At 66.5% G+C, this 16,665-nt stretch carries 22 protein-coding genes; 10 read left to right on the forward strand and 12 right to left on the reverse strand.

What is annotated here, in order from left to right; all coding sequences use genetic code 11:
* Window positions 1-2: 2 nt before the first annotated feature.
* Together AAFP35_RS18245 and AAFP35_RS18250 are read left to right on the forward strand one after the other, a co-directional pair.
* The gene (locus AAFP35_RS18245) at window positions 3-872 is read left to right on the forward strand and encodes an immunity 49 family protein (protein WP_419223052.1); all 870 of its coding nucleotides are present in this window, start codon (window positions 3-5) and stop codon (window positions 870-872) included.
* Window positions 873-962: 90 nt separating this feature from the next.
* Entirely contained in the window at window positions 963-1,673 is a 711-nt protein-coding gene (locus tag AAFP35_RS18250; RefSeq protein ID WP_419223053.1) for a cutinase family protein, read from the forward strand.
* Window positions 1,674-1,704: 31 nt separating this feature from the next.
* On the opposite strand, the gene AAFP35_RS18255 is transcribed toward AAFP35_RS18250, so the two are convergent.
* The 3 genes from AAFP35_RS18255 to AAFP35_RS18265 all read right to left on the reverse strand — a co-directional run bounded on the left by AAFP35_RS18255 (window position 1,705) and on the right by AAFP35_RS18265 (window position 4,140).
* Window positions 1,705-2,187, reverse strand: a complete 483-nt coding sequence (locus AAFP35_RS18255; RefSeq protein ID WP_419223054.1) for a MarR family winged helix-turn-helix transcriptional regulator — start codon at window positions 2,185-2,187, stop codon at window positions 1,705-1,707.
* Window positions 2,180-2,584 carry a DUF5313 domain-containing protein gene (locus tag AAFP35_RS18260; protein WP_419223055.1) on the reverse strand — a complete coding sequence of 135 codons (405 nt, stop codon included), beginning with the start codon at window positions 2,582-2,584 and terminating at the stop codon, window positions 2,180-2,182. The genes AAFP35_RS18255 and AAFP35_RS18260 overlap by 8 nt, the downstream gene beginning before the upstream one ends.
* A 104-nt stretch (window positions 2,585-2,688) precedes the next feature.
* Window positions 2,689-4,140 (reverse strand): MFS transporter, encoded by a 1,452-nt coding sequence (locus AAFP35_RS18265; RefSeq protein ID WP_419223056.1) that lies wholly within the window; start codon window positions 4,138-4,140, stop codon window positions 2,689-2,691.
* Between the two features lie 129 nt (window positions 4,141-4,269).
* Between AAFP35_RS18265 and AAFP35_RS18270 the strand changes: the two genes are divergently transcribed.
* From AAFP35_RS18270 to AAFP35_RS18285, 4 genes are all read left to right on the forward strand, one after another.
* Window positions 4,270-4,710: a hypothetical protein gene (locus AAFP35_RS18270; protein ID WP_419223057.1), complete on the forward strand. Its 441-nt coding sequence runs from the start codon at window positions 4,270-4,272 to the stop codon at window positions 4,708-4,710.
* Window positions 4,711-4,731: 21 nt separating this feature from the next.
* Entirely contained in the window at window positions 4,732-5,277 is a 546-nt protein-coding gene (locus AAFP35_RS18275; protein ID WP_419223058.1) for a hypothetical protein, read from the forward strand.
* A 286-nt stretch (window positions 5,278-5,563) separates the two neighbouring features.
* Window positions 5,564-5,728: a hypothetical protein gene (locus AAFP35_RS18280; RefSeq protein ID WP_419223059.1), complete on the forward strand. Its 165-nt coding sequence runs from the start codon at window positions 5,564-5,566 to the stop codon at window positions 5,726-5,728.
* Complete coding sequence (locus AAFP35_RS18285; RefSeq protein WP_419223060.1) at window positions 5,725-6,000, forward strand: DUF3263 domain-containing protein; 276 nt, start codon at window positions 5,725-5,727, stop codon at window positions 5,998-6,000. Before AAFP35_RS18280 ends, AAFP35_RS18285 begins: the two co-directional genes overlap by 4 nt.
* Window positions 6,001-6,079: 79 nt before the next feature.
* Here AAFP35_RS18285 and AAFP35_RS18290 read toward each other — a convergent pair whose 3' ends face one another.
* The 4 genes from AAFP35_RS18290 to AAFP35_RS18305 form a co-directional block, all read right to left on the reverse strand.
* The gene (locus AAFP35_RS18290; protein WP_419223061.1) at window positions 6,080-6,691 is read right to left on the reverse strand and encodes a glyoxalase; all 612 of its coding nucleotides are present in this window, start codon (window positions 6,689-6,691) and stop codon (window positions 6,080-6,082) included.
* A 58-nt stretch (window positions 6,692-6,749) separates the two neighbouring features.
* The gene (locus AAFP35_RS18295) at window positions 6,750-8,111 is read right to left on the reverse strand and encodes a glucose-6-phosphate dehydrogenase (protein WP_419223062.1); all 1,362 of its coding nucleotides are present in this window, start codon (window positions 8,109-8,111) and stop codon (window positions 6,750-6,752) included.
* A 57-nt stretch (window positions 8,112-8,168) separates the two neighbouring features.
* Entirely contained in the window at window positions 8,169-8,966 is a 798-nt protein-coding gene (locus AAFP35_RS18300) for an SDR family oxidoreductase (RefSeq protein WP_419223088.1), read from the reverse strand.
* Between the two features lie 278 nt (window positions 8,967-9,244).
* The gene (locus AAFP35_RS18305) at window positions 9,245-10,066 is read right to left on the reverse strand and encodes an RNA polymerase sigma factor SigF (RefSeq protein WP_419223089.1); all 822 of its coding nucleotides are present in this window, start codon (window positions 10,064-10,066) and stop codon (window positions 9,245-9,247) included.
* 365 nt (window positions 10,067-10,431) lie between these two features.
* Between AAFP35_RS18305 and AAFP35_RS18310 the strand changes: the two genes are divergently transcribed.
* Window positions 10,432-10,767, forward strand: a complete 336-nt coding sequence (locus AAFP35_RS18310; RefSeq protein ID WP_419223063.1) for an STAS domain-containing protein — start codon at window positions 10,432-10,434, stop codon at window positions 10,765-10,767.
* 65 nt (window positions 10,768-10,832) lie between these two features.
* On the opposite strand, the gene AAFP35_RS18315 is transcribed toward AAFP35_RS18310, so the two are convergent.
* The 3 genes from AAFP35_RS18315 to AAFP35_RS18325 form a co-directional block, all read right to left on the reverse strand.
* Window positions 10,833-11,174 (reverse strand): anti-sigma factor, encoded by a 342-nt coding sequence (locus AAFP35_RS18315; RefSeq protein WP_419223064.1) that lies wholly within the window; start codon window positions 11,172-11,174, stop codon window positions 10,833-10,835.
* A 206-nt stretch (window positions 11,175-11,380) separates the two neighbouring features.
* Window positions 11,381-11,617, reverse strand: coding sequence for a hypothetical protein (locus AAFP35_RS18320; RefSeq protein WP_419223065.1), 237 nt, complete (start codon window positions 11,615-11,617; stop codon window positions 11,381-11,383).
* A gap of 85 nt (window positions 11,618-11,702) precedes the next feature.
* Window positions 11,703-12,446 carry a GAF and ANTAR domain-containing protein gene (locus AAFP35_RS18325; RefSeq protein WP_419223066.1) on the reverse strand — a complete coding sequence of 248 codons (744 nt, stop codon included), beginning with the start codon at window positions 12,444-12,446 and terminating at the stop codon, window positions 11,703-11,705.
* A 188-nt stretch (window positions 12,447-12,634) separates the two neighbouring features.
* Between AAFP35_RS18325 and dps the strand changes: the two genes are divergently transcribed.
* Entirely contained in the window at window positions 12,635-13,171 is a 537-nt protein-coding gene (gene dps, locus AAFP35_RS18330) for a DNA starvation/stationary phase protection protein Dps (protein ID WP_419223067.1), read from the forward strand.
* A 91-nt stretch (window positions 13,172-13,262) separates the two neighbouring features.
* Window positions 13,263-13,511: a CsbD family protein gene (locus AAFP35_RS18335; RefSeq protein WP_419223068.1), complete on the forward strand. Its 249-nt coding sequence runs from the start codon at window positions 13,263-13,265 to the stop codon at window positions 13,509-13,511.
* A gap of 64 nt (window positions 13,512-13,575) precedes the next feature.
* On the opposite strand, the gene AAFP35_RS18340 is transcribed toward AAFP35_RS18335, so the two are convergent.
* A complete protein-coding gene (locus AAFP35_RS18340; RefSeq protein ID WP_419223069.1) occupies window positions 13,576-14,319 on the reverse strand; it encodes an SDR family oxidoreductase in 744 nt (247 codons plus the stop codon).
* Between the two features lie 145 nt (window positions 14,320-14,464).
* Between AAFP35_RS18340 and AAFP35_RS18345 the strand changes: the two genes are divergently transcribed.
* Window positions 14,465-15,295, forward strand: a complete 831-nt coding sequence (locus tag AAFP35_RS18345; RefSeq protein WP_419223070.1) for a helix-turn-helix transcriptional regulator — start codon at window positions 14,465-14,467, stop codon at window positions 15,293-15,295.
* Between the two features lie 3 nt (window positions 15,296-15,298).
* Here the strand turns inward: AAFP35_RS18345 and AAFP35_RS18350 are convergent, their stop codons facing one another.
* The gene (locus AAFP35_RS18350) at window positions 15,299-16,237 is read right to left on the reverse strand and encodes an oxidoreductase (protein WP_419223071.1); all 939 of its coding nucleotides are present in this window, start codon (window positions 16,235-16,237) and stop codon (window positions 15,299-15,301) included.
* Window positions 16,238-16,665: the final 428 nt, after the last annotated feature.

Genomic DNA, 16,665 nt, shown 5'->3' on the forward strand with positions numbered 1-16,665 from the left:
ACATGATCCACGTTTCCAGACACGCGACGGGCCTCGCTGCAGCCGAGATCGGTGAACTGGCCGCCGGAGGCGACAGCACCGTGGTCTCGCTGTATGACCTCGTGACCAGTTCGCCGGGCTCTGTGCTGTCGATGGTTGTGGCCGGGGCCGACGCAGCCGCGGGCTTCCACTTCGGCAGCGACCCCACCGGCGCCAACGATGGGACTCGCAAGGCCGCCCGCCGCGCCGCACAACTGAATCTCGCGGTGTATCAACTGTCCGCACTCACACCGGGCGAGTCCTTCGTCATCGAACTCGACGACGGCGGACTGGAATCTCACGGCATCGCCCCGGCGCCGGCCGACGTCAACATCCCGACCTGGCTGACCACCTACTGGTGGGCGCGCGCAACCCGCAACCAGACCGCGCTCGACACGCTGCGCGCGGTGGATGTCGACACCTTGACCATGGGCACCAGGTTCGACCGCGCGATGCTCGGACTGGTCGAGGTCCTGAGGGCGCGCGATCGAGGGGACACCACGTGGGCCGGGCAGATCTCCGAGACGGTGCAGCACGTCGCCTCGCCCACGATCAGTTCGCGTGAACAGGCCCAGCTGCTGCAACTCGATCTGTTCGGGGTGCTGGCATCCATCGGTGATCAGCGGACGTTCACCGAACAGTTGGAGATCGCGCTGACCAGCCACCGCACATACTGGGGCAGCACTGCGGAGCGACGTCGGGATCCGAACGGGTTCATCTCGCTCCCGTTGTTCGGTCTGGCCGCGATGGCTGCCGACGAGGGCATGCAGATCGAGGTGGAATCCGATTACCTCCCGCGCCAGCTCATCGCCGAGCCCGCGTGGATGTTCGAGATCTCCTCGCAGATCATGTGACCGCCGCACGACCGACACAGCTGCGGCAACTCCTTGGGTTGCCGCAGCTGTTCTCGGGTCTGAACGGCCTCGGGCCATTACGCTGAGCTCATGATCAAGCGCGTGGTGGTCTCGATCCTCTGTCTGCTGGCGGCCGTCACCGCCTCGGTGGCCCTGTCCGACACAAAGGCGCAGGCCGCGACCTGCTCGGACGTCGAGGTCGTCTTCGCCCGGGGCACCATCGAGCCCCTCCCGCCGCTGGGACTGACCGGCATCTCGTTCGTGGAAGCCCTGCGTTCGCAGTTGCCCGGCAAGTCCGTCGGCTCCTACGGGGTGAACTATCCGGCGGGCAACAACTTCAACGACCGGCTCCGATTCGCGCAGAGTGTGGTGAACGGCGTCAAGGACGCCCAAACCCGCGTGAAGTACCTCGCCGCGGTGTGTCCCCGGACCCGGATCGTGTTGGGCGGCTACTCGCAGGGCGCGGTGGTCGCCGGCTATGCGACGAGTGGCAAGATCGCGATCCCCGACCGCTACCGCCGCTACGAATCGATGGTTCCGCCGCCGCTGCCGGCAAACGTTGCACGCCATGTGGCCGCCGTCGTCTTGTTCGCGCCACCGTCGGATCGTTTCATCCGCGACGTAGGCGCTCCTCCGATCCGCGTCGGGGCTCCCTACGAAGGCAAGACGGTCCGGTATTGCATCCCCGGCGACACGATCTGCAACGGCGCCCGGGTGGGACAACCCAATTCCCTGCACGTCCTGTACGCGGTCAACGGCATGACCCTCGACGCCGCCCGTTATGTGGTCCGGCACCTCTGACCCACGTCGGACACCGCAGAACACCCACGCGTCAACCGGCGCGGTTCTCCTCCGCCTGCACCGCGGCCTTGTTCACCCGGATCAGCACACCGTGTAGTTCCTCGAGTGTCTCCACGTCCACGCCGAGCGCCTCGACGACGGCGGGCGGGATGGCCAGCGCGTCGCGACGCAGAGCACGTCCGAAGTCGGTGAGCGCGATGTCGACGTTGCGTTCATCGTCGTCACGTCGTTGTCGCGCAACGAGTCCCGCGGACTCCAACCGCTTGAGCAGTGGCGACAGGGTTGCCGATTCGAGTTGCAGAGCGGCCCCGAGCGACTTGACCGACCGCGGCGACGTCTCCCACAGGGCCAACATGACGAGGTACTGCGGATGAGTGAGCCCCAGGGGTTCGAGGAGTCGTCGATAGACCTTGAGCACCGAACGGTTGGCCACCGCGAGCGCGAAACAGACCTGACGTTCAAGCAGCAGCGGATTGCCGTCGAGTTGCACCGTGGGGCCGGCTGATTCAGCCACGGGGCCGCCTCCGTTCGCCGCGGTACTTCCGGTGGTACTCGTCGTAGAGATCGGCGTTGCGTTCGCGCTCGCGCCGGTTGATCAGGTCAGGATCCAGACCGTGCTGATCGAGTCGGTAACGCCGGTAGACGCGGTTCAACGCGATGGCGAAAAAGATGTAGGGCAGCAAGATCGGCAAGGTCATGTTCAGCCGGATGACGAGATCGGCGGGCACGAGCATCATCGGGGCCAGCAGGATGATGCAGGGAATCGACCACCGCACCACCATGCGCATCGCCGCCCCCGGCCCGGCCAGGTCGTTGGCGACCCAGTCACGCATCGAGGCGGGCAGACGCGCACCGTAGGCATAGCGGACGTACTGCAGGCCCGCAGGCTTCGATCGACTGTCGCTGACCACCACGGCGACCCTTCTGTGTCATGTTCGATTCTGCCGGTTCCACCGGCGACCCGACAGACACTACCCGCTTCAGTTGTGCACGACCAATTAGTGTGCGACGCATCTCAGCGCGGCCCTGTCGCGGGTTCGGGCGGCTGGCAGGCATGTCCGACGGACGGCTGCACATGGGTACTGACCCGAGCTCCCGACCGGATACTCGCGGCGGCGATCACACCGCCGACCGCACAACAGATCGCAGCGATGTACATCGCCGTCGAAAACCCCTGCCCCAGAGGCTGATCTGGGCCTGCGTCGATTCCGGCGACAACGGGCAACACCGCCACCGCCAACAGGCTCGCGACGCGGGCGACCGCGTTGTTGACACCTGACGCGGTGCCCGAGTGAGCCGCATCGACCGCGCCGAGTGCGGCCGCGGTGAGCGGGGCGACCGTGATCGTCATCCCGACTCCGAAGAGGACGACAGCCGGCAGCACGGCGTCGAGATAGCCCGCGCCGGGCACGATCCTCGCCATCAGGGCGAGCCCACCCGCCGCTATGAACGGTCCGACCGTCATCGGCAACCTCGGCCCGGTGAACTGCGCGAGTCTGCCCGACAGGGGCGATCCGAACAGCATGATCACGGTGCTGGGCACCGTGGCCACTCCGGCTTCGAAGGCCGAGTAGTCCATGCTCTGCTGCAACTGCAGGGCGAGCAGGAACAGTGCCCCACCGAGCGCGGCGTAGACCACCAGGGTGGTGAGATTCGCGCCGGTGAACTGCCAGGATCTGAAGAGCCCGAGCGGCAGGAGTGGCGCGTCGGCGCGCCTCTCGCAGACCACGAACACGACGAGTGCACCCACACCGGCCACGACCGCGACCACGACGGTCGCGGTCCATCCGCGCGCGGGACCCTCGATCAACGCATAGATGACACCCGTCAGGCCGACGGTGATGGCGGCCGCGCCGGCGATGTCGAGGCGACCGGTCACCGTGGTGTCGCGCGACTCGGGGATGTGCCGCACGGCGATCCAGACCGCGCCGAGCGCGAACGGCACACCGAGGAAGAACACCCAGCGCCACGACGCGGCGTCCACCAGCCATCCACCGACGAATGGCCCCAGAGCGCTTGTCGCACCGGACATTCCGGCCCAGAGTCCGATGGCGCGTCCACGGTCGGACTCGTTTATGCCTGCATCGATCAGGGCCAGGCTGCCGGGCACGACGGCTGCGGCACCGATCCCCTGCACGATCCGAGCGGCGATCAACCATCCGGACGTGGGCGCCAGGCCGCAGGCCATCGACGCCGCCGCGAACACCACCAGACCGATCACGAAGATCCGTCGGCGCCCGTACCGGTCGCCGACCGCCCCGCCGGGCAGGATGAGCGCGCTCAAGGTGAGCAGGTACCCGTCGAGCACCCATTGCTGTCCGCCCAGCCCTGTGTCGAGATCCCGGGCCATGGCCGGCAGCGCGACGTTGACCACGGTGCTGTCCAGGAAGGCGACGCCAGAACCCAGTACGGTTCCGGCGATCAGCCATCGTCCCGCGGGAGAGGCGGCAGGTACGCCCATCGGCATACCCCAACGGTAGCCGTCGGTGATTCCCCTTCTGCGGATTTCGTTTGCCGTGCTAACGCAATGTCGGTCGCGCGCGATGTGCACGGTACAGCTGTCTTACCCGCGTCCCCGAACACAAGGAGCACCACGATGAGGTCAGCAGCTCGATGCACCGCTCTGGGCGTCGCGACCGCAGCAGCGGTGGCCGCCGGAATCCTCGGGTCGGCACCTGCGCACGCTGCCGACGGCAACACCAAGACGACGCTCTACACGCTGGCCGGATCCGGGGCGTGTGCCGGACAGATCGACGTCGGCGTCGGGCACTATCCCGGCCAGGCAACGCTGTTCCTCGGCAGCACCCTCTACGGCGTCGGCTCGTGCTCGGTAGACCTCACCTACACGTTCACACCCCGAAACGGCGGACCGGCAAAGAGTTTCACCCGGCACATCCCCGGGCCCGGCTTCTTCAGCACGTCGAAGGACGTCGTGTCACCCGGCCCGGCCGACATCTACGACGTCACCGTCTCCACCAACGCCCCGCACACCGGCGCGCAGCCGATGACCATCGACATACAGCGCTACCAAGGCTGATCCGATCCGAAGGCAGACCACGTGTTCCGACCTCGCCACACCATCACCGCCGTCCTCGTCGCGCTGACCCTCGGTGTACCCGCCGTCGCCGCAGCAACCCCGACGACACCGCGACCGAGCGCGACGACCCAGGTCCTGCACCTGCACATCCCCGCCATCGGCGGAATCGAAGCCGGGCCGGGTGGCGTCCCGGGTGGCTCGTTCCAACCGGTCACGGTGATCGCGCAACCGGGTATCCGCACGTTGCAGTACCCTCCGCCGCCACCGACGGTGTCGTTCACCGTCGCCGATCCCGCGCCCTACCACGCCCAATACTCCTATCGGTACCTGCAGATCTCGTGGCGAAACCTGCAGAACGGCAAGACGGGTGCGGCACAACTGCGGCACTGGGACAAGCCCGCTCACCCCGTCGACGGATACCCGGCATCGCTGCCGACGTCGGCGATCGCGCAGACCGGGGCCGGCCCGGTGGTCGCGACGGTCACGGTGCTCCGCGAGCAGTACCAGCGTCCGCCGACGACCATCAGCGTGATCCCCGGACTCTCCGCCATCGCGGTCCCTGCTTGACCGGATTCCTCGCACCGATCCATCGCCCACCGATCTGTGTGACCGCCCAACGCTGGACCACCGACCCCTGGCCCGTCGAACCGTGGAGCACCGATCTGGGTGCCCACCGATCACTGTCACCGCCCGGTTCGACCAACTCCTGCGCGCGACGCGCACTCGCAGCCCGCGCTCGAATCGGGGAGAACCGACGATGCCCGGCTGCCGCGGATGGGATAGTTGCCGTTGGCGACGTTTCGACCACCCGATCCGCGGGCAGTCTGGAAGCGAGCGCAAGGGAGGTGACACCGTGACCGCACGCGACCACGACGCCCCGATAGTCTGGCCCGATCCGTCGCCGCTGCACGACTGGTGGACGAAGGTGATGGAGCATTCGGAAGAGACCGTCGGTGATGTCGATCCGCCGCCCGTCTCGCCTCCCGCACCGACCCACGACGGACGAGGTGCAGCATGAGGGCACACACCGTGTCCGACTCCGAGGTGCTCGACTTCGCGCTGCGTTGGTCGCGCTACGGTGGCGGACCCACCCACGAGATCCGCGAGCGTTTCGGCATGTCCGACCGCGAGTTCTTCTTCCGAGTGCTCGACATCCTCGACCGGGCGCCGCGCAACGTCGGCGCCGGCACCGCGGAGCGGCTACGACATGTTGCCCACCAACGACTTTGGTTGGCGCGCGCTGATGTCCCGGTGACCATCGCACACCGTCACACACTCGGCACGTCCTGAACGGTCACGTCGTCGAGTCCGCCCACGGCGATCGGAGATTCGTCGACCGCCGGGCTCGCCGTCGCGACCGACTCCGCGACTACGCGGTTTCCCACACGAAACCGTCGGGATCGGTGCACGTCTGGGTGGCACCTCCGATCACCAGACGGTGCGAGCCGGTGCCGTCCGCCGGGACCCCCGCATCCTTGGCGGCCGCGCGCCGACCGTAGAGAGCCAACTTCACCGCGCCCGGGGCACTCTCGAATTCGACGTATTTGCGGCCGAAACTCTTCGCCACGGCCATTCCCTGGTCGACGTAGAACGCCTTGCTCGCGAGGACGTCGGCAGCTCCGATGAGGAGCACGATGTCATCGACCTGCCGCGCGGGTGCGCCGGTGGCCTTCTTCTTCGACGAGGCGATCTTCCAGAGCGTCCCGTCGGGTGCCGCGACGACACCCCCGTACCCCCAGAACGACTTCTTCGCCGGTTTGATCTCGGTGGCACCTGCGTCGAGCGCAGGCGAGATCAGGGAGTCGACCACCGTCGGATCGGCGACGACCAGTGACATGACGAAACCTCGGAAGCCGGTGGTCGGGGCGTCCGAGTGGCGCAGCCGCAACCGGTCGCCCAACCCGAAAGCCTTGTCGTAGAACACCTCCGCGGCGGCAGTGTCGGAAACCTCGAGCGTTATGGAATCAATGTTTGTGGTCATGGCGACAACGCTACGAGCGGCCACCCGTGGTTGCTTCTCGATTCCTGACCGGATGAGGTCAGCGGTCCGGCCAGCCCTGCGGTCCACTCGAACCCGCCGGGTAGTCGTCGAGCGGAACCTGCCCCGATCGCCAGGCGGCGATGATCGGATCCACGATGCGCCAGCACTGCTCGGCGGCGTCCCCTCGCACCGCGAGTGTGGCGTCACCGTCGAGGATGCCGGAGAGCACTTCCGCGTACGCGTGCACGGAACCCTGCCCGAGCTCGGCGGTCATGTCGACGGGGCGAAGTTCGAAGGGATGCGATCCGCGGTGCACGTCGATGTGCAACGACATCACGTCCGGACCGAATCGGAACCGCAACACGTCGGGCGAGGTCTCACCACTGAACTGGTCCGGCACATGCCGCACGGGGCGGAAGGTCAACGCGATCTCGCGGATCGCAGGCTCGAGGGCCTTTCCCGACCGCAACGTGAACGGCACACCCTGCCAGCGCGCGGTGCGCACTTCGAATGTCGCCTCGGCGAGGGTTTCGGTGTTGCGAGCCGGGTCGACACCCTCCTCGTCGATGTACGACGGCAGCTGCCGGCCCGCCACGATGCCGGCCGTGTAGCGCGCCCGCCGGGACGATGCAGCCGGATCGTCGCCCCAGACGTGTGTGGCGCGAAGCGCGGCAGCGGTCGCATCGCGCAGATCTCGCTCGCCGAGCGAGGACGGCGGGTCCATGGCGACCACCGCCAACAGTTGCAGGAGATGGCTCTGCAGCATGTCCTCGAGTGCGCCCGACCCGTCGTAATAGCCTGCTCGCCCCTCGAGCCCGAGCGTCTCGTCGTAGCGGATCAGCACCGATTCGATGTGCTCGGCGGTCCACACCGGTTCGAACACGCGATTGGCGAAGCGCACCCCCAGCAGATCCAGCAGAATCGATTGTCCGAGAAAATGATCCACCCGGAACACCTGATTCTCCGGCACCAATCCGGTGAGCAAACGATTGAACGCCTGTGCGCTCGCCTGGTCGGTGCCGAACGGTTTCTCCGGCGCGAGGATGGTCCCTGTTGGGATGTCGAGGCCGACCATCGCCTCGCACGAGGTCTGCGCGACGGCGGGTGGCACCGCGAAATAGAGCACCGGACGACCGTCGGCCGCATCGAACACCGACCGGATCCCGTCAGCGGAGGTGATGTCGGTCTGCAGATAGGTCGAGTTCTCCGCGACGTCACGTGCCGTCGGGCCGACGTCGTCGCCGAACGATTCCGCCACTCGCGCCCGCCAGTCCGCATCCGAGACGTCACGCCGACCCACCCCGACGAGGTTCACGCTCCGATCCGGCTCGAGGGTGAGGAGTTGCCCGAGGGACGGCAGCAGGAGCCGGGAGGTGAGATCACCGGTCGCACCGAAGATGAAGAGTGTTGTATCGGCCATGCCTGACGGTAACGCCGATCGGCGGACGCGCAGGGAGACTTCGCGAACCGCCCGATGTCAGCCGGGAAGGGTCTCGCCACCGAGCGGGGCGAGTACCTCGCCGGTGTAATACGAGGAGAGTCGATCCGCTGCGAAGAAGACGTACGACGGAGCGATCTCGTCGGGCTGCGCGGCCCGACCGTACGGCGTCTGCGCGCCGAACTCGGCGACCTGCTCGGCAGGCAGTGTGGCGGGTATCAGCGGGGTCCAGACCGGTCCGGGTGCAACACAATTGACGCGTATCCGGCGTTCCATCAACGCCTGCGCCAGCGAGTAGGTGAGGGCCGTGACCGCACCCTTGGTGGCTGCGTAGTCGATGAGCTGCTTGTTCCCACGCAGGCCGTTGATCGATCCGGTGTTGACGATCGCGCCGCCACCGGTCAGATGTGGGACGGCCGCACGCGTCGTGTGGAAGAAGCTGTCGATGTTCACGTCGAAGGTTCGTCGCCACTGCTCGGGCGTCAGATCCAGGAAGTCGTCGACCGGGCTCTGGAAGGCGACGTTGTTGACGAGCAGATCGAGCCCGCCGAACTCTGCGACGGTCTGGCCGACGACATCGGCACAATGGGCGGGATCGGCGAGGTCGCCGGGATAAGCCCGCGCCCGCCGACCTTCGGTCTCGATCAGGTTGAGCGTGTGATGGGCGTCGTCGCTCTCTTCGAGGTAAGCGATCGCGACATCGGCCCCCTCCTTGGCAAAGGCGACGGCCACTGCCCGACCGATTCCCGAATCACCGCCGGTGACGAGGGCCTTCTTACCGGCCAGCAGGTCGCGACCCTCGTAACCGCGCATCTCGTCGCGCGGCTCGTCGGACATCTCGGCCGTCCGGCCCGGATATTCGATGGTGTCTGGTTCGCGTTGCTTGTCCACAAGTCACGGGTACCCGGGTCGCCGGCAGCCAAACCCGGGGGCAGACCGTTGCACGGCCAGGTGTTCATTTCTGACCCGACGATCCGTGTCCGCGTCGGAATGCCATGCATCGGGTACGCGAAGCACGTTGCGGTAGATGCTGTTTCGAATTGCTCGACCCATCGTCGGCGTCCCTCGGCCAGGCGCGGATCCCGCGCTGAAGCGATCGCCGACAGTGGCGCCGCTCAGCGGTCGACGTCGGGGGCACCGTCGTCGTCGGCCAGCTCCTCCCGGAGTCGGACAAGCGTCTTCGACAGCAGTCGAGACACGTGCATCTGTGAGATCCCCACTTCGGCCGCGATCTCGCTCTGCGACATGGAGTGGAAGAACCGCAGCGACAGAATCCGACGCTCCCGGTCCGGTAGGCGTTCCAACGCCGGGCGCAGGGTCACGAACTCCTCGACCTGAGCCAGTCGTGAATCATCGTCTCCGAGTGTGTCGCCGAGCGATCGACCTTCGTCGTCGGACTCCGCGTCGATCGACGTCGCGTTGTAGGCGGAACGGGCGACCAGACCGTCGACGACTTCGTCGACCGGCATGTCGAGGTGCGCCGCCAACTCGCTCGGTCGGGGCGAACGACCCAGCTGCTGCACCAATTCGTCGCTGGCCCTGCTGATATTCAGCGACACCTCCTTGGCGCGACGTGGCACCCGGATCGACCACATCGTGTCCCGGAAGTGTCGTTTGACCTCGCCCATCACGGTGGGGACGGCGAACGCGAGAAAGCTTGACCCACGTTCGGCGTCGAAGCGGTCCACCGCGTTCACCACTCCGATACGTGCCACCTGGACCAGGTCGTCGAACGACTCGCCGCGGTCGCTGAATCGCCGTGCCACATGGTCTGCCAGAGGCAGGCAGCGTTTCACGATGGTGTCCCGGAGCTCGGCGCGACGATCAGGATCGGACTCTGCGGCCATCTCCTCCAGCGCGGACGCCACCTTCGTGTAGTCGTCGTCGCCGTCGGAGCGGTCCACGCCCGTGGACACATCCGTGGTCCTGCCGTCCATACCCGCGGCCTCATCTGGTGTCTCGGTCACCGACGGCGTGGGATCTGGGGCAGATGTGGTCGACAAACGACTCCTTTCCTCAGAAAGTCTGGGCAAAGATCCGGTGTACCAGCGAGTCTGCCACGGAACCCAGACGCAACACCGCGTACCCGAACGGGTTCGGCGCCAAACTCCACTTGAAGAGCGAGCCGGAGAACCGTACGGTTGGACTCAGCGGTTCAGTCAACAGCTGCATGCGGGCGGGACTGCCTTCAGCGCGTCTCGCCGCACCCGAAACATCGACTGGGACGGACGCGCACATGAATCTGGACTCACATATCTCGTTTCACCCGTCGTCGGCACACCGAACGAGCCGACCCAGCGGGATGACGGCCAGCAAATCCCTTTGCCTACAACGTTTTTCCGGCGACATCGACGTGCAGTCGGCGGCGGACTTCGCCGCCGCACTCGACCGAGTGGCAGGTCAACGCCCCGAAGGCGTGGTTCTCGACCTGTCCCGCGTGGAGTTCCTCAACGCATCGGGACTGGCGATCCTCGCCCGATTCTGTGTCGACGCCGAGCGGTCCAGGATGCCGGTGGCGGTGGTGGGCGGTCGAGTCGTCGCACGGCCCATCGAGGCCTGTGAGCTGGACACCACCATCGAACTCTTCGAGTCCGTGGACGAGGCAGGTTCTGCACTGGGGGGCCGAACGGTCCGGTGAGCGCTCGGTCTTGAGCGGTGGGCCTCCTCACCCGGGCTCGAGCCAGCGGCGGCGGAGCCGATTGGTCAGAGACCGTTGCGCCACTTGGCAAATCGCACGGAAATGCCACGCCGACCATCATCGGAGTCGCTGTAGCCGACCGACTGCGCGTCGGTGACGGTCTGCACGACATGCCAGCCGAACCCGCTCGTGTCCAGGACGCCGCCTGCATCGACGGTGCCATCGACTTGGCACACCACGCCCTGCTTCCCGACCTGCAAGGAAACATCAAGGCGCCCACCCGGTTCGGCGAGGACACCCAACTGTGTACAGATCTCGTCGACGCCGAGTTTGACGTCTGCGACGTCATCGATGCTCCAGTCGTCCAGGAACAATGCGCGCTCGACCACCGAGCGTATGATCGGCAACGTTTTCGCCTCGGCCGCCACCGATACGCTCACGGGAGCTTGCGTCGACCGCGAGAGTTCATCGATCTCTCGTTGGTCGGTCATTCGTTGCTGCCCCACTGACCCTTCCCTTCACTTCTCTTCCTCGGTGTGGATCCCGGTGCCGTCTCACCTATTGTCATCGTCGTCACCACCGACGGCGGCGCGGCACGCGGGCGCGCGGCCTCTCAATCGGGTGGCTCGCTTCGGCCCGCGTCAGGTGATGACGGATCTTCCTCATCGCGATCGGGGCTGGTCGCCGACCTGGGATCCACCGACGGCGATTCGTCGTCAGCCGGTATGTGGACGTGCTCTTCTTCGAGTTCGTCGACCTTCTCACGCGCATCGTCGGGGTGTGTGACATCGGAATCTGTACCGCGTTCGGACGCCGGGTCCACGGCCGCGCGCCGAGGAGTGGTGGTCATCAGTACCTCCTTCGTCCTCGTTGTCATGCGGACACCTCATGGGTTTCCCGTGAGTGCGCCGACTAAACACGACCGGCGATGAACCTCAACGTTCGGGATGATCCGCCTCGACCAGCCGTTTGGCGACATCGGCAACCGGAGTGTTGGTGTCCTGGGACAACCTGCGCAGGATGTCGAATGCGTGCAGCGCATCGGTGTCGTAGCGCTCCATGATGATGCCCTTGGCCTGACCGATGATGTCGCGGGAGGCCAGAGCGCTGCGAAACTGTTCCCCGCGTCGCGCCGTGGACAGCGCGATGGCGGCGTGGGTGGCGAGCGTCGTCGCCAGGTCTTCGATCTCTTCGTCGAACGCGTCGGCCGACTCCGAATGCAGATTGAGGGCGCCGAGCTCGCGATCGGTGAGGAACAACTGGATCGACAGGGTGGACAGGACAGGGGTCTGGTCCAAGACACCGGCCACCAACTTGGGCCAGCGTTCTTCGGTCCGAAAATCGGGGATGGTGACCGTTCGGTGCGCCCAGATCGCCTCGAAACAGGGGCCGTCGCCGTATTCGTGTTGGAGGTCGTCGAACTGCCGGGGCACGTTTCCGGTCTCCGCCGTCGACTCGAGTTCGGGCAGCCCACGACCGGAACGTCGGTGCACCAGCGTCACGCCCGCGTGGTCGACCATCGGCAGCAATGCCACCGCAGAGCTCGTCACCTGACGCAGAACGGCGTCGGGCTTCACGTCGGCTTCCGACGGCCCGTGCAGGACACGGGCGAGCCGGGCGATGTCCCCGTGGATCGTCGCGTTGGGTTCGGACAACGTCTCTTCGTCCGGCGTGTGCATCTGTGTACCTCTTTCCACCACCACACGACTCCCCCGGGAGTCGCTCCCTGGCCTCCAGCATCCCAGACATTCGTCGCAGGCGAAGCAGGGATTCCGGGCCCGCCGCGACACCATCGCCCATCGATCGACGAAACCCGTCTGGCGCACCGGAGGTTTCGCCCTGCGCCGCACGGGGTATGCGACCCGATATGTCATTCACAACATCGTGGCTGGACGAGTCGTCAGCCGAAAAGGTCATCGCAATCCTGCAGGAGCGTCTCAGCGCGCTCAACGACCTGCACCTCACGCTCAAACACATCCATTGGAATGTGGTCGGGCCGAACTTCATCGGTGTCCACGAGATGCTGGACCCGCAGGTGACGGCCGTGCGTGACTACGCAGACACTCTCGCCGAACGGATTGCGACGCTGGGCGGTTCGCCGCGCGGTACCGCAAACGCGATCGAGGCCGATCGGTCCTGGAACGACTACTCACTGGGACGCGACACAGCCCAGGCCCATCTCGCGGCCCTCGATCTCGTCTACGACGGGTTCATCGCGACGTATCGCTCGGCGATCAGCTCCACCGAGGCTCCCGATCCGGTGACCCAGGACATCCTGATCGGGCAATGCGCCGAACTCGAGAAGTTCCAATGGTTCGTGCGCGCGCACCTCGAGAACTCCGAAGGTGTTCTCGATCATTCCGACTCCCGCACCGAGGTCGATGCCGCCAAGGCGGCTCGCTGAGGTTTGGGATGCGCGTCGACCGTCAACCCTGACATCGGTCGATCGCACGGAGTCTTCCGTGCGGCGATGACCGGCAAGAGAGGAGATCGTCATGGCTGATCGCAACAGTGGGCCTGCCGAAGGCATCAAGGGCACCGTCGAAAACGCCAAGGGCAAGGTGAAGGAGGCCGTCGGCGCCGTCACCGGACGCGAGGACCTGACCAGGGAAGGCAAGGCGCAGCAAGACAAGGGTGAGGCCGACCTCGACGCCGCACGCAAGGAGGCGGAGGCCGAGGAGGCACGCGCCGAAGCGAAGGTGGCCGAACAGCGAGAGAAGGCTCACCAGCAGGATCAACCCTGACAGCTCTGCTGTCCGGGTTCACCAGACGACGCCGCCACTGCCCCCGTGGCGGCGTCGTCGTCATTCAGGCCTGATGCGCGAGCGCGGTCATCAGCTGGGTGTAGGTCCCGTCCTGGACCGAATAACGCAGCGGCTTCACCCGCTCGACGAGGATCTCGTCGATCGCATCCGGCAGCAGCGTCATGACCTCGTCGACGAAATCGTCGAGCGGCATCGCCCACGCGGCCTGCGCCTGTCCCGGCATGAGGTCGGTCTGCACGGCAGGCGGCGCCAACTCGAGGACGTCGACCGAGCTGTCCGCCAACTGTATCCGCAGACTCTCGGTGAACGAGTGGATGAACGCCTTGGTGGCGCTGTAGGTGGGCGTGGTGGCCATCGGCGTGAACGCCAGCCCCGACGACACGGTGATGATCGTCGCATGGGGTTGGGCGGCAAGGAATTCGGTGAACGCCGCGATCAGCCGCAGCGGCCCGAGGATGTTGGTCTGCACCTCGAGGGTGGCGGTGTCGAGGAAGTCCGGGTCACGCAGATCCTCCGACCGCATCAGTCCGGCCATCAGTATCACGACGTCGAGGTCGGGGAAGCGCTGTTGCAGGTCGGCGCTCACCCGGGCGATGTCGTCGCCGTCGGCGGTGTCGATCCGCACGACCTCGATACCAGGATGGTCGGTGGCGATCTGATCGAGGAGTTCCGTTCGCCGTCCGCCGACGATGACCTTGTTGCCCGCCGCCTGCAACCGCTGGGCGAGTGCGAGTCCGATTCCCGATGTCGCACCGGGGATGAACACTGTGTTGCCGCTCGTCTTCATGTCCGCATCTCTTTTCGTATCGGTTGTCGGTGTCGTGTTCCGATGTCGTCGATTCCACCCCGACCGTCGGGCACCCACAAGGACTCGGCCATCGGGGGATCGGTGATCCCTGGATCGGGTTCCCGGACGCGGCCACACTGGGAGCATGGACCGACCCGAACTCGCCGAGTTCCTGCGCATGCGCCGCGAAGTGCTGCAGCCCGCCGACGTGGGGTTGCCGCCCGGAAACCGGCGTCGCGCCCCCGGGCTGCGTCGGGAGGAGGTCGCACTCCTGGCGGGCATGTCGACCGACTACTACACCCGGCTCGAACAGCAGCGCGGCCCGCACCCGTCGGATCAGATCCTCGCCGCGCTTGCGCAGGCGTTGCATCTGTCCCTGGACGAGCGCGACCACCTGTTCCGGCTGGCCGGCCAGAACGTGCCCGACCGCGCGGCACGCTCCGATCACGTCAGTCCCGGGATGCTACGCATCCTCGACCGGTTGACGGACACACCGGCGATGGTGGTCAACGGTGCGGGTGAGACCTTGATCCAGACCGACATGGCGATCGCGCTGCTCGGCGACGAGGCACATCTGACCGGCAACAGCCGGAGCATCGTCTACCGCTGGTTCACCGATCCCACCACCCGCCAACGGTTTCCGGTCGAGGACCACGACCACCACGCCCGCGCGCACACCGCACGGCTACGGCAGACGGTGACGCGTGAGGGTCCACTCTCACGGGCTGCGGAGGTGGCCGATGCCCTGTTGGGTGAGAGTCGCGAGTTCGCGGCGCTGTGGCGCAACCACGACGTCGGTGTGCGGCTGACCGACACCGACAAACGGCTCATACACCCAGAACTCGGACTCATCGAGGTGTTCTGTCAGACTCTCGTCGACCCCGACACCGGCCACGTTCTACTCGTCTACACCGCAGCACCGGGTACCGGTAGCCACGAGAAGCTGGCGATGCTGTCGGTGGTCGGCGCGGTCTGACGATCAGTCGTGAAACGACCACCGGACACCGGTGAGGTCTTCTGCGGTGTCCCACAACCGTTTTCCCAGCGCGGGGTCGTACACCTCGGGCTTCGCCGTCACGAGAACCGGTGAGCCAGAGAGGTGCAGCGGACCGTCAGGGCCGTAGTACTGACCGCCCAGGGCGCCCGGATCCGTCGCGGCCCGCAACGACGGCAGCGCCCCCTGCGGTCCTTCCATGATGAATGTGCTGCGCAGCCAGTGCAGCGACGGAGTGGTGAAAAGCCAACGCAGGTAACGCTGATCGCGCATCACACCGCTGTGGGTGGCGCCCGGATGCGCCGCCAACGACACCGGAGCGGTGCGTCCGGCCGCAGTGAGGCGACGCTGCAATTCGACGGCGAACACCAACTGGGCGAACTTCGCGCGACCGTACGCCCGCGACGAACTGAACGACCGCGCCATCGTCAGGTCGTCGAAGTCGATGCGGCCTGCCCGGTGGGCGTTGCTGCCCACGGTCACGATGCGTCCCCGCTCCGCGGCCGACAACCGGCCACACAGCAACCCGGCGAGCGCGAAGTGTCCGAGAAAGCTGGTGCCGAAGTCCATCTCGAAACCGTCGGCGGTCAGTTGCCGGTCCGCGGCCATCACACCCGCGTTGTTGATCAGCACGTCGACGACCGGATAGGTCACGATGATCTCCTCGGCGGCCTTACGCACCGACGACAGATCGCTCAGATCGAGCGCGACGATCTCCACGGTGGCGTCCGGGACGGTGGAGAGGATGTCGGTCCGCGCGGTCGCCGCGGCATCGACGTTGCGGCAGGCCATCACGACGCGAGCACCGAGCCCAGCGAGGTGGCGAGACGTTTCGAGCCCGACCCCGGAGTTGGCGCCCGTGACGACGGCCGTCTTGCCGTCCATCCGTGGTGCCTGCGCCGCCGTCCAGCCAGTCATCGCCATCGTCATCGCCCCCTTGGTGTGCCGCGATGACTCACCTTACCGAGCGCGGTGAACGTGTTCTGATACGCACTGTGACCAGCAGATCTCTCCGGCCAGATCTCGATACGGGGCCTCGCTGCGCTCAGTCCCTACTCGATCAACAACAAAACACCGCCGCACCGCCCCACCGCCGGCCGAGCGAGCGTCACTGCCGGCCGAATAGCCCGCGAGGCGCCAGCCGAGCAAGCCTCACCGCCGGCCGAGTAGCCCGCGAGGCGCCAGCCGAGCGAGCGTATCGAGGCCACACCACCAACCAGATCTCGATACGGGGCCTCGCTACGCTCAGTCCCTACTCGATCAGCAACAAACACCGCCGCACCGCCCCACCGCCTCACCGCCGGCCGAGTAGCCCGCGAGGCGCCAGCCGAGCAAGCCTCACCGCCGGCCGA

Origin of the sequence: Gordonia sp. CPCC 206044 (assembly GCF_048537895.1) — a bacterium.
GTDB lineage: Bacteria > Actinomycetota > Actinomycetes > Mycobacteriales > Mycobacteriaceae > Gordonia.

Excerpts from the sequence above, each read along its gene's own strand:
- AAFP35_RS18345 (WP_419223070.1), top strand. The coding sequence starts at position 14,465 with ATGGACCGACCCGAACTCGCCGAGTTCCTGCGCATGCGCCGCGAAGTG.
- AAFP35_RS18285 (WP_419223060.1), top strand. The coding sequence starts at position 5,725 with ATGAGGGCACACACCGTGTCCGACTCCGAGGTGCTCGACTTCGCGCTG.
- AAFP35_RS18290 (WP_419223061.1), bottom strand. The coding sequence starts at position 6,691 with ATGACCACAAACATTGATTCCATAACGCTCGAGGTTTCCGACACTGCC.
- AAFP35_RS18335 (WP_419223068.1), top strand. The coding sequence starts at position 13,263 with ATGGCTGATCGCAACAGTGGGCCTGCCGAAGGCATCAAGGGCACCGTC.
- AAFP35_RS18295 (WP_419223062.1), bottom strand. The coding sequence starts at position 8,111 with ATGGCCGATACAACACTCTTCATCTTCGGTGCGACCGGTGATCTCACC.
- AAFP35_RS18325 (WP_419223066.1), bottom strand. The coding sequence starts at position 12,446 with ATGCACACGCCGGACGAAGAGACGTTGTCCGAACCCAACGCGACGATC.
- AAFP35_RS18270 (WP_419223057.1), top strand. The coding sequence starts at position 4,270 with ATGAGGTCAGCAGCTCGATGCACCGCTCTGGGCGTCGCGACCGCAGCA.
- AAFP35_RS18300 (WP_419223088.1), bottom strand. The coding sequence starts at position 8,966 with ATGTCCGACGAGCCGCGCGACGAGATGCGCGGTTACGAGGGTCGCGAC.
- AAFP35_RS18350 (WP_419223071.1), bottom strand. The coding sequence starts at position 16,237 with ATGGCGATGACTGGCTGGACGGCGGCGCAGGCACCACGGATGGACGGC.
- AAFP35_RS18245 (WP_419223052.1), top strand. The coding sequence starts at position 3 with ATGATCCACGTTTCCAGACACGCGACGGGCCTCGCTGCAGCCGAGATC.
- AAFP35_RS18320 (WP_419223065.1), bottom strand. The coding sequence starts at position 11,617 with ATGACCACCACTCCTCGGCGCGCGGCCGTGGACCCGGCGTCCGAACGC.
- AAFP35_RS18340 (WP_419223069.1), bottom strand. The coding sequence starts at position 14,319 with ATGAAGACGAGCGGCAACACAGTGTTCATCCCCGGTGCGACATCGGGA.
- AAFP35_RS18250 (WP_419223053.1), top strand. The coding sequence starts at position 963 with ATGATCAAGCGCGTGGTGGTCTCGATCCTCTGTCTGCTGGCGGCCGTC.
- AAFP35_RS18310 (WP_419223063.1), top strand. The coding sequence starts at position 10,432 with ATGACGGCCAGCAAATCCCTTTGCCTACAACGTTTTTCCGGCGACATC.
- AAFP35_RS18305 (WP_419223089.1), bottom strand. The coding sequence starts at position 10,066 with ATGGACGGCAGGACCACGGATGTGTCCACGGGCGTGGACCGCTCCGAC.
- AAFP35_RS18265 (WP_419223056.1), bottom strand. The coding sequence starts at position 4,140 with ATGCCGATGGGCGTACCTGCCGCCTCTCCCGCGGGACGATGGCTGATC.
- dps (WP_419223067.1), top strand. The coding sequence starts at position 12,635 with ATGTCATTCACAACATCGTGGCTGGACGAGTCGTCAGCCGAAAAGGTC.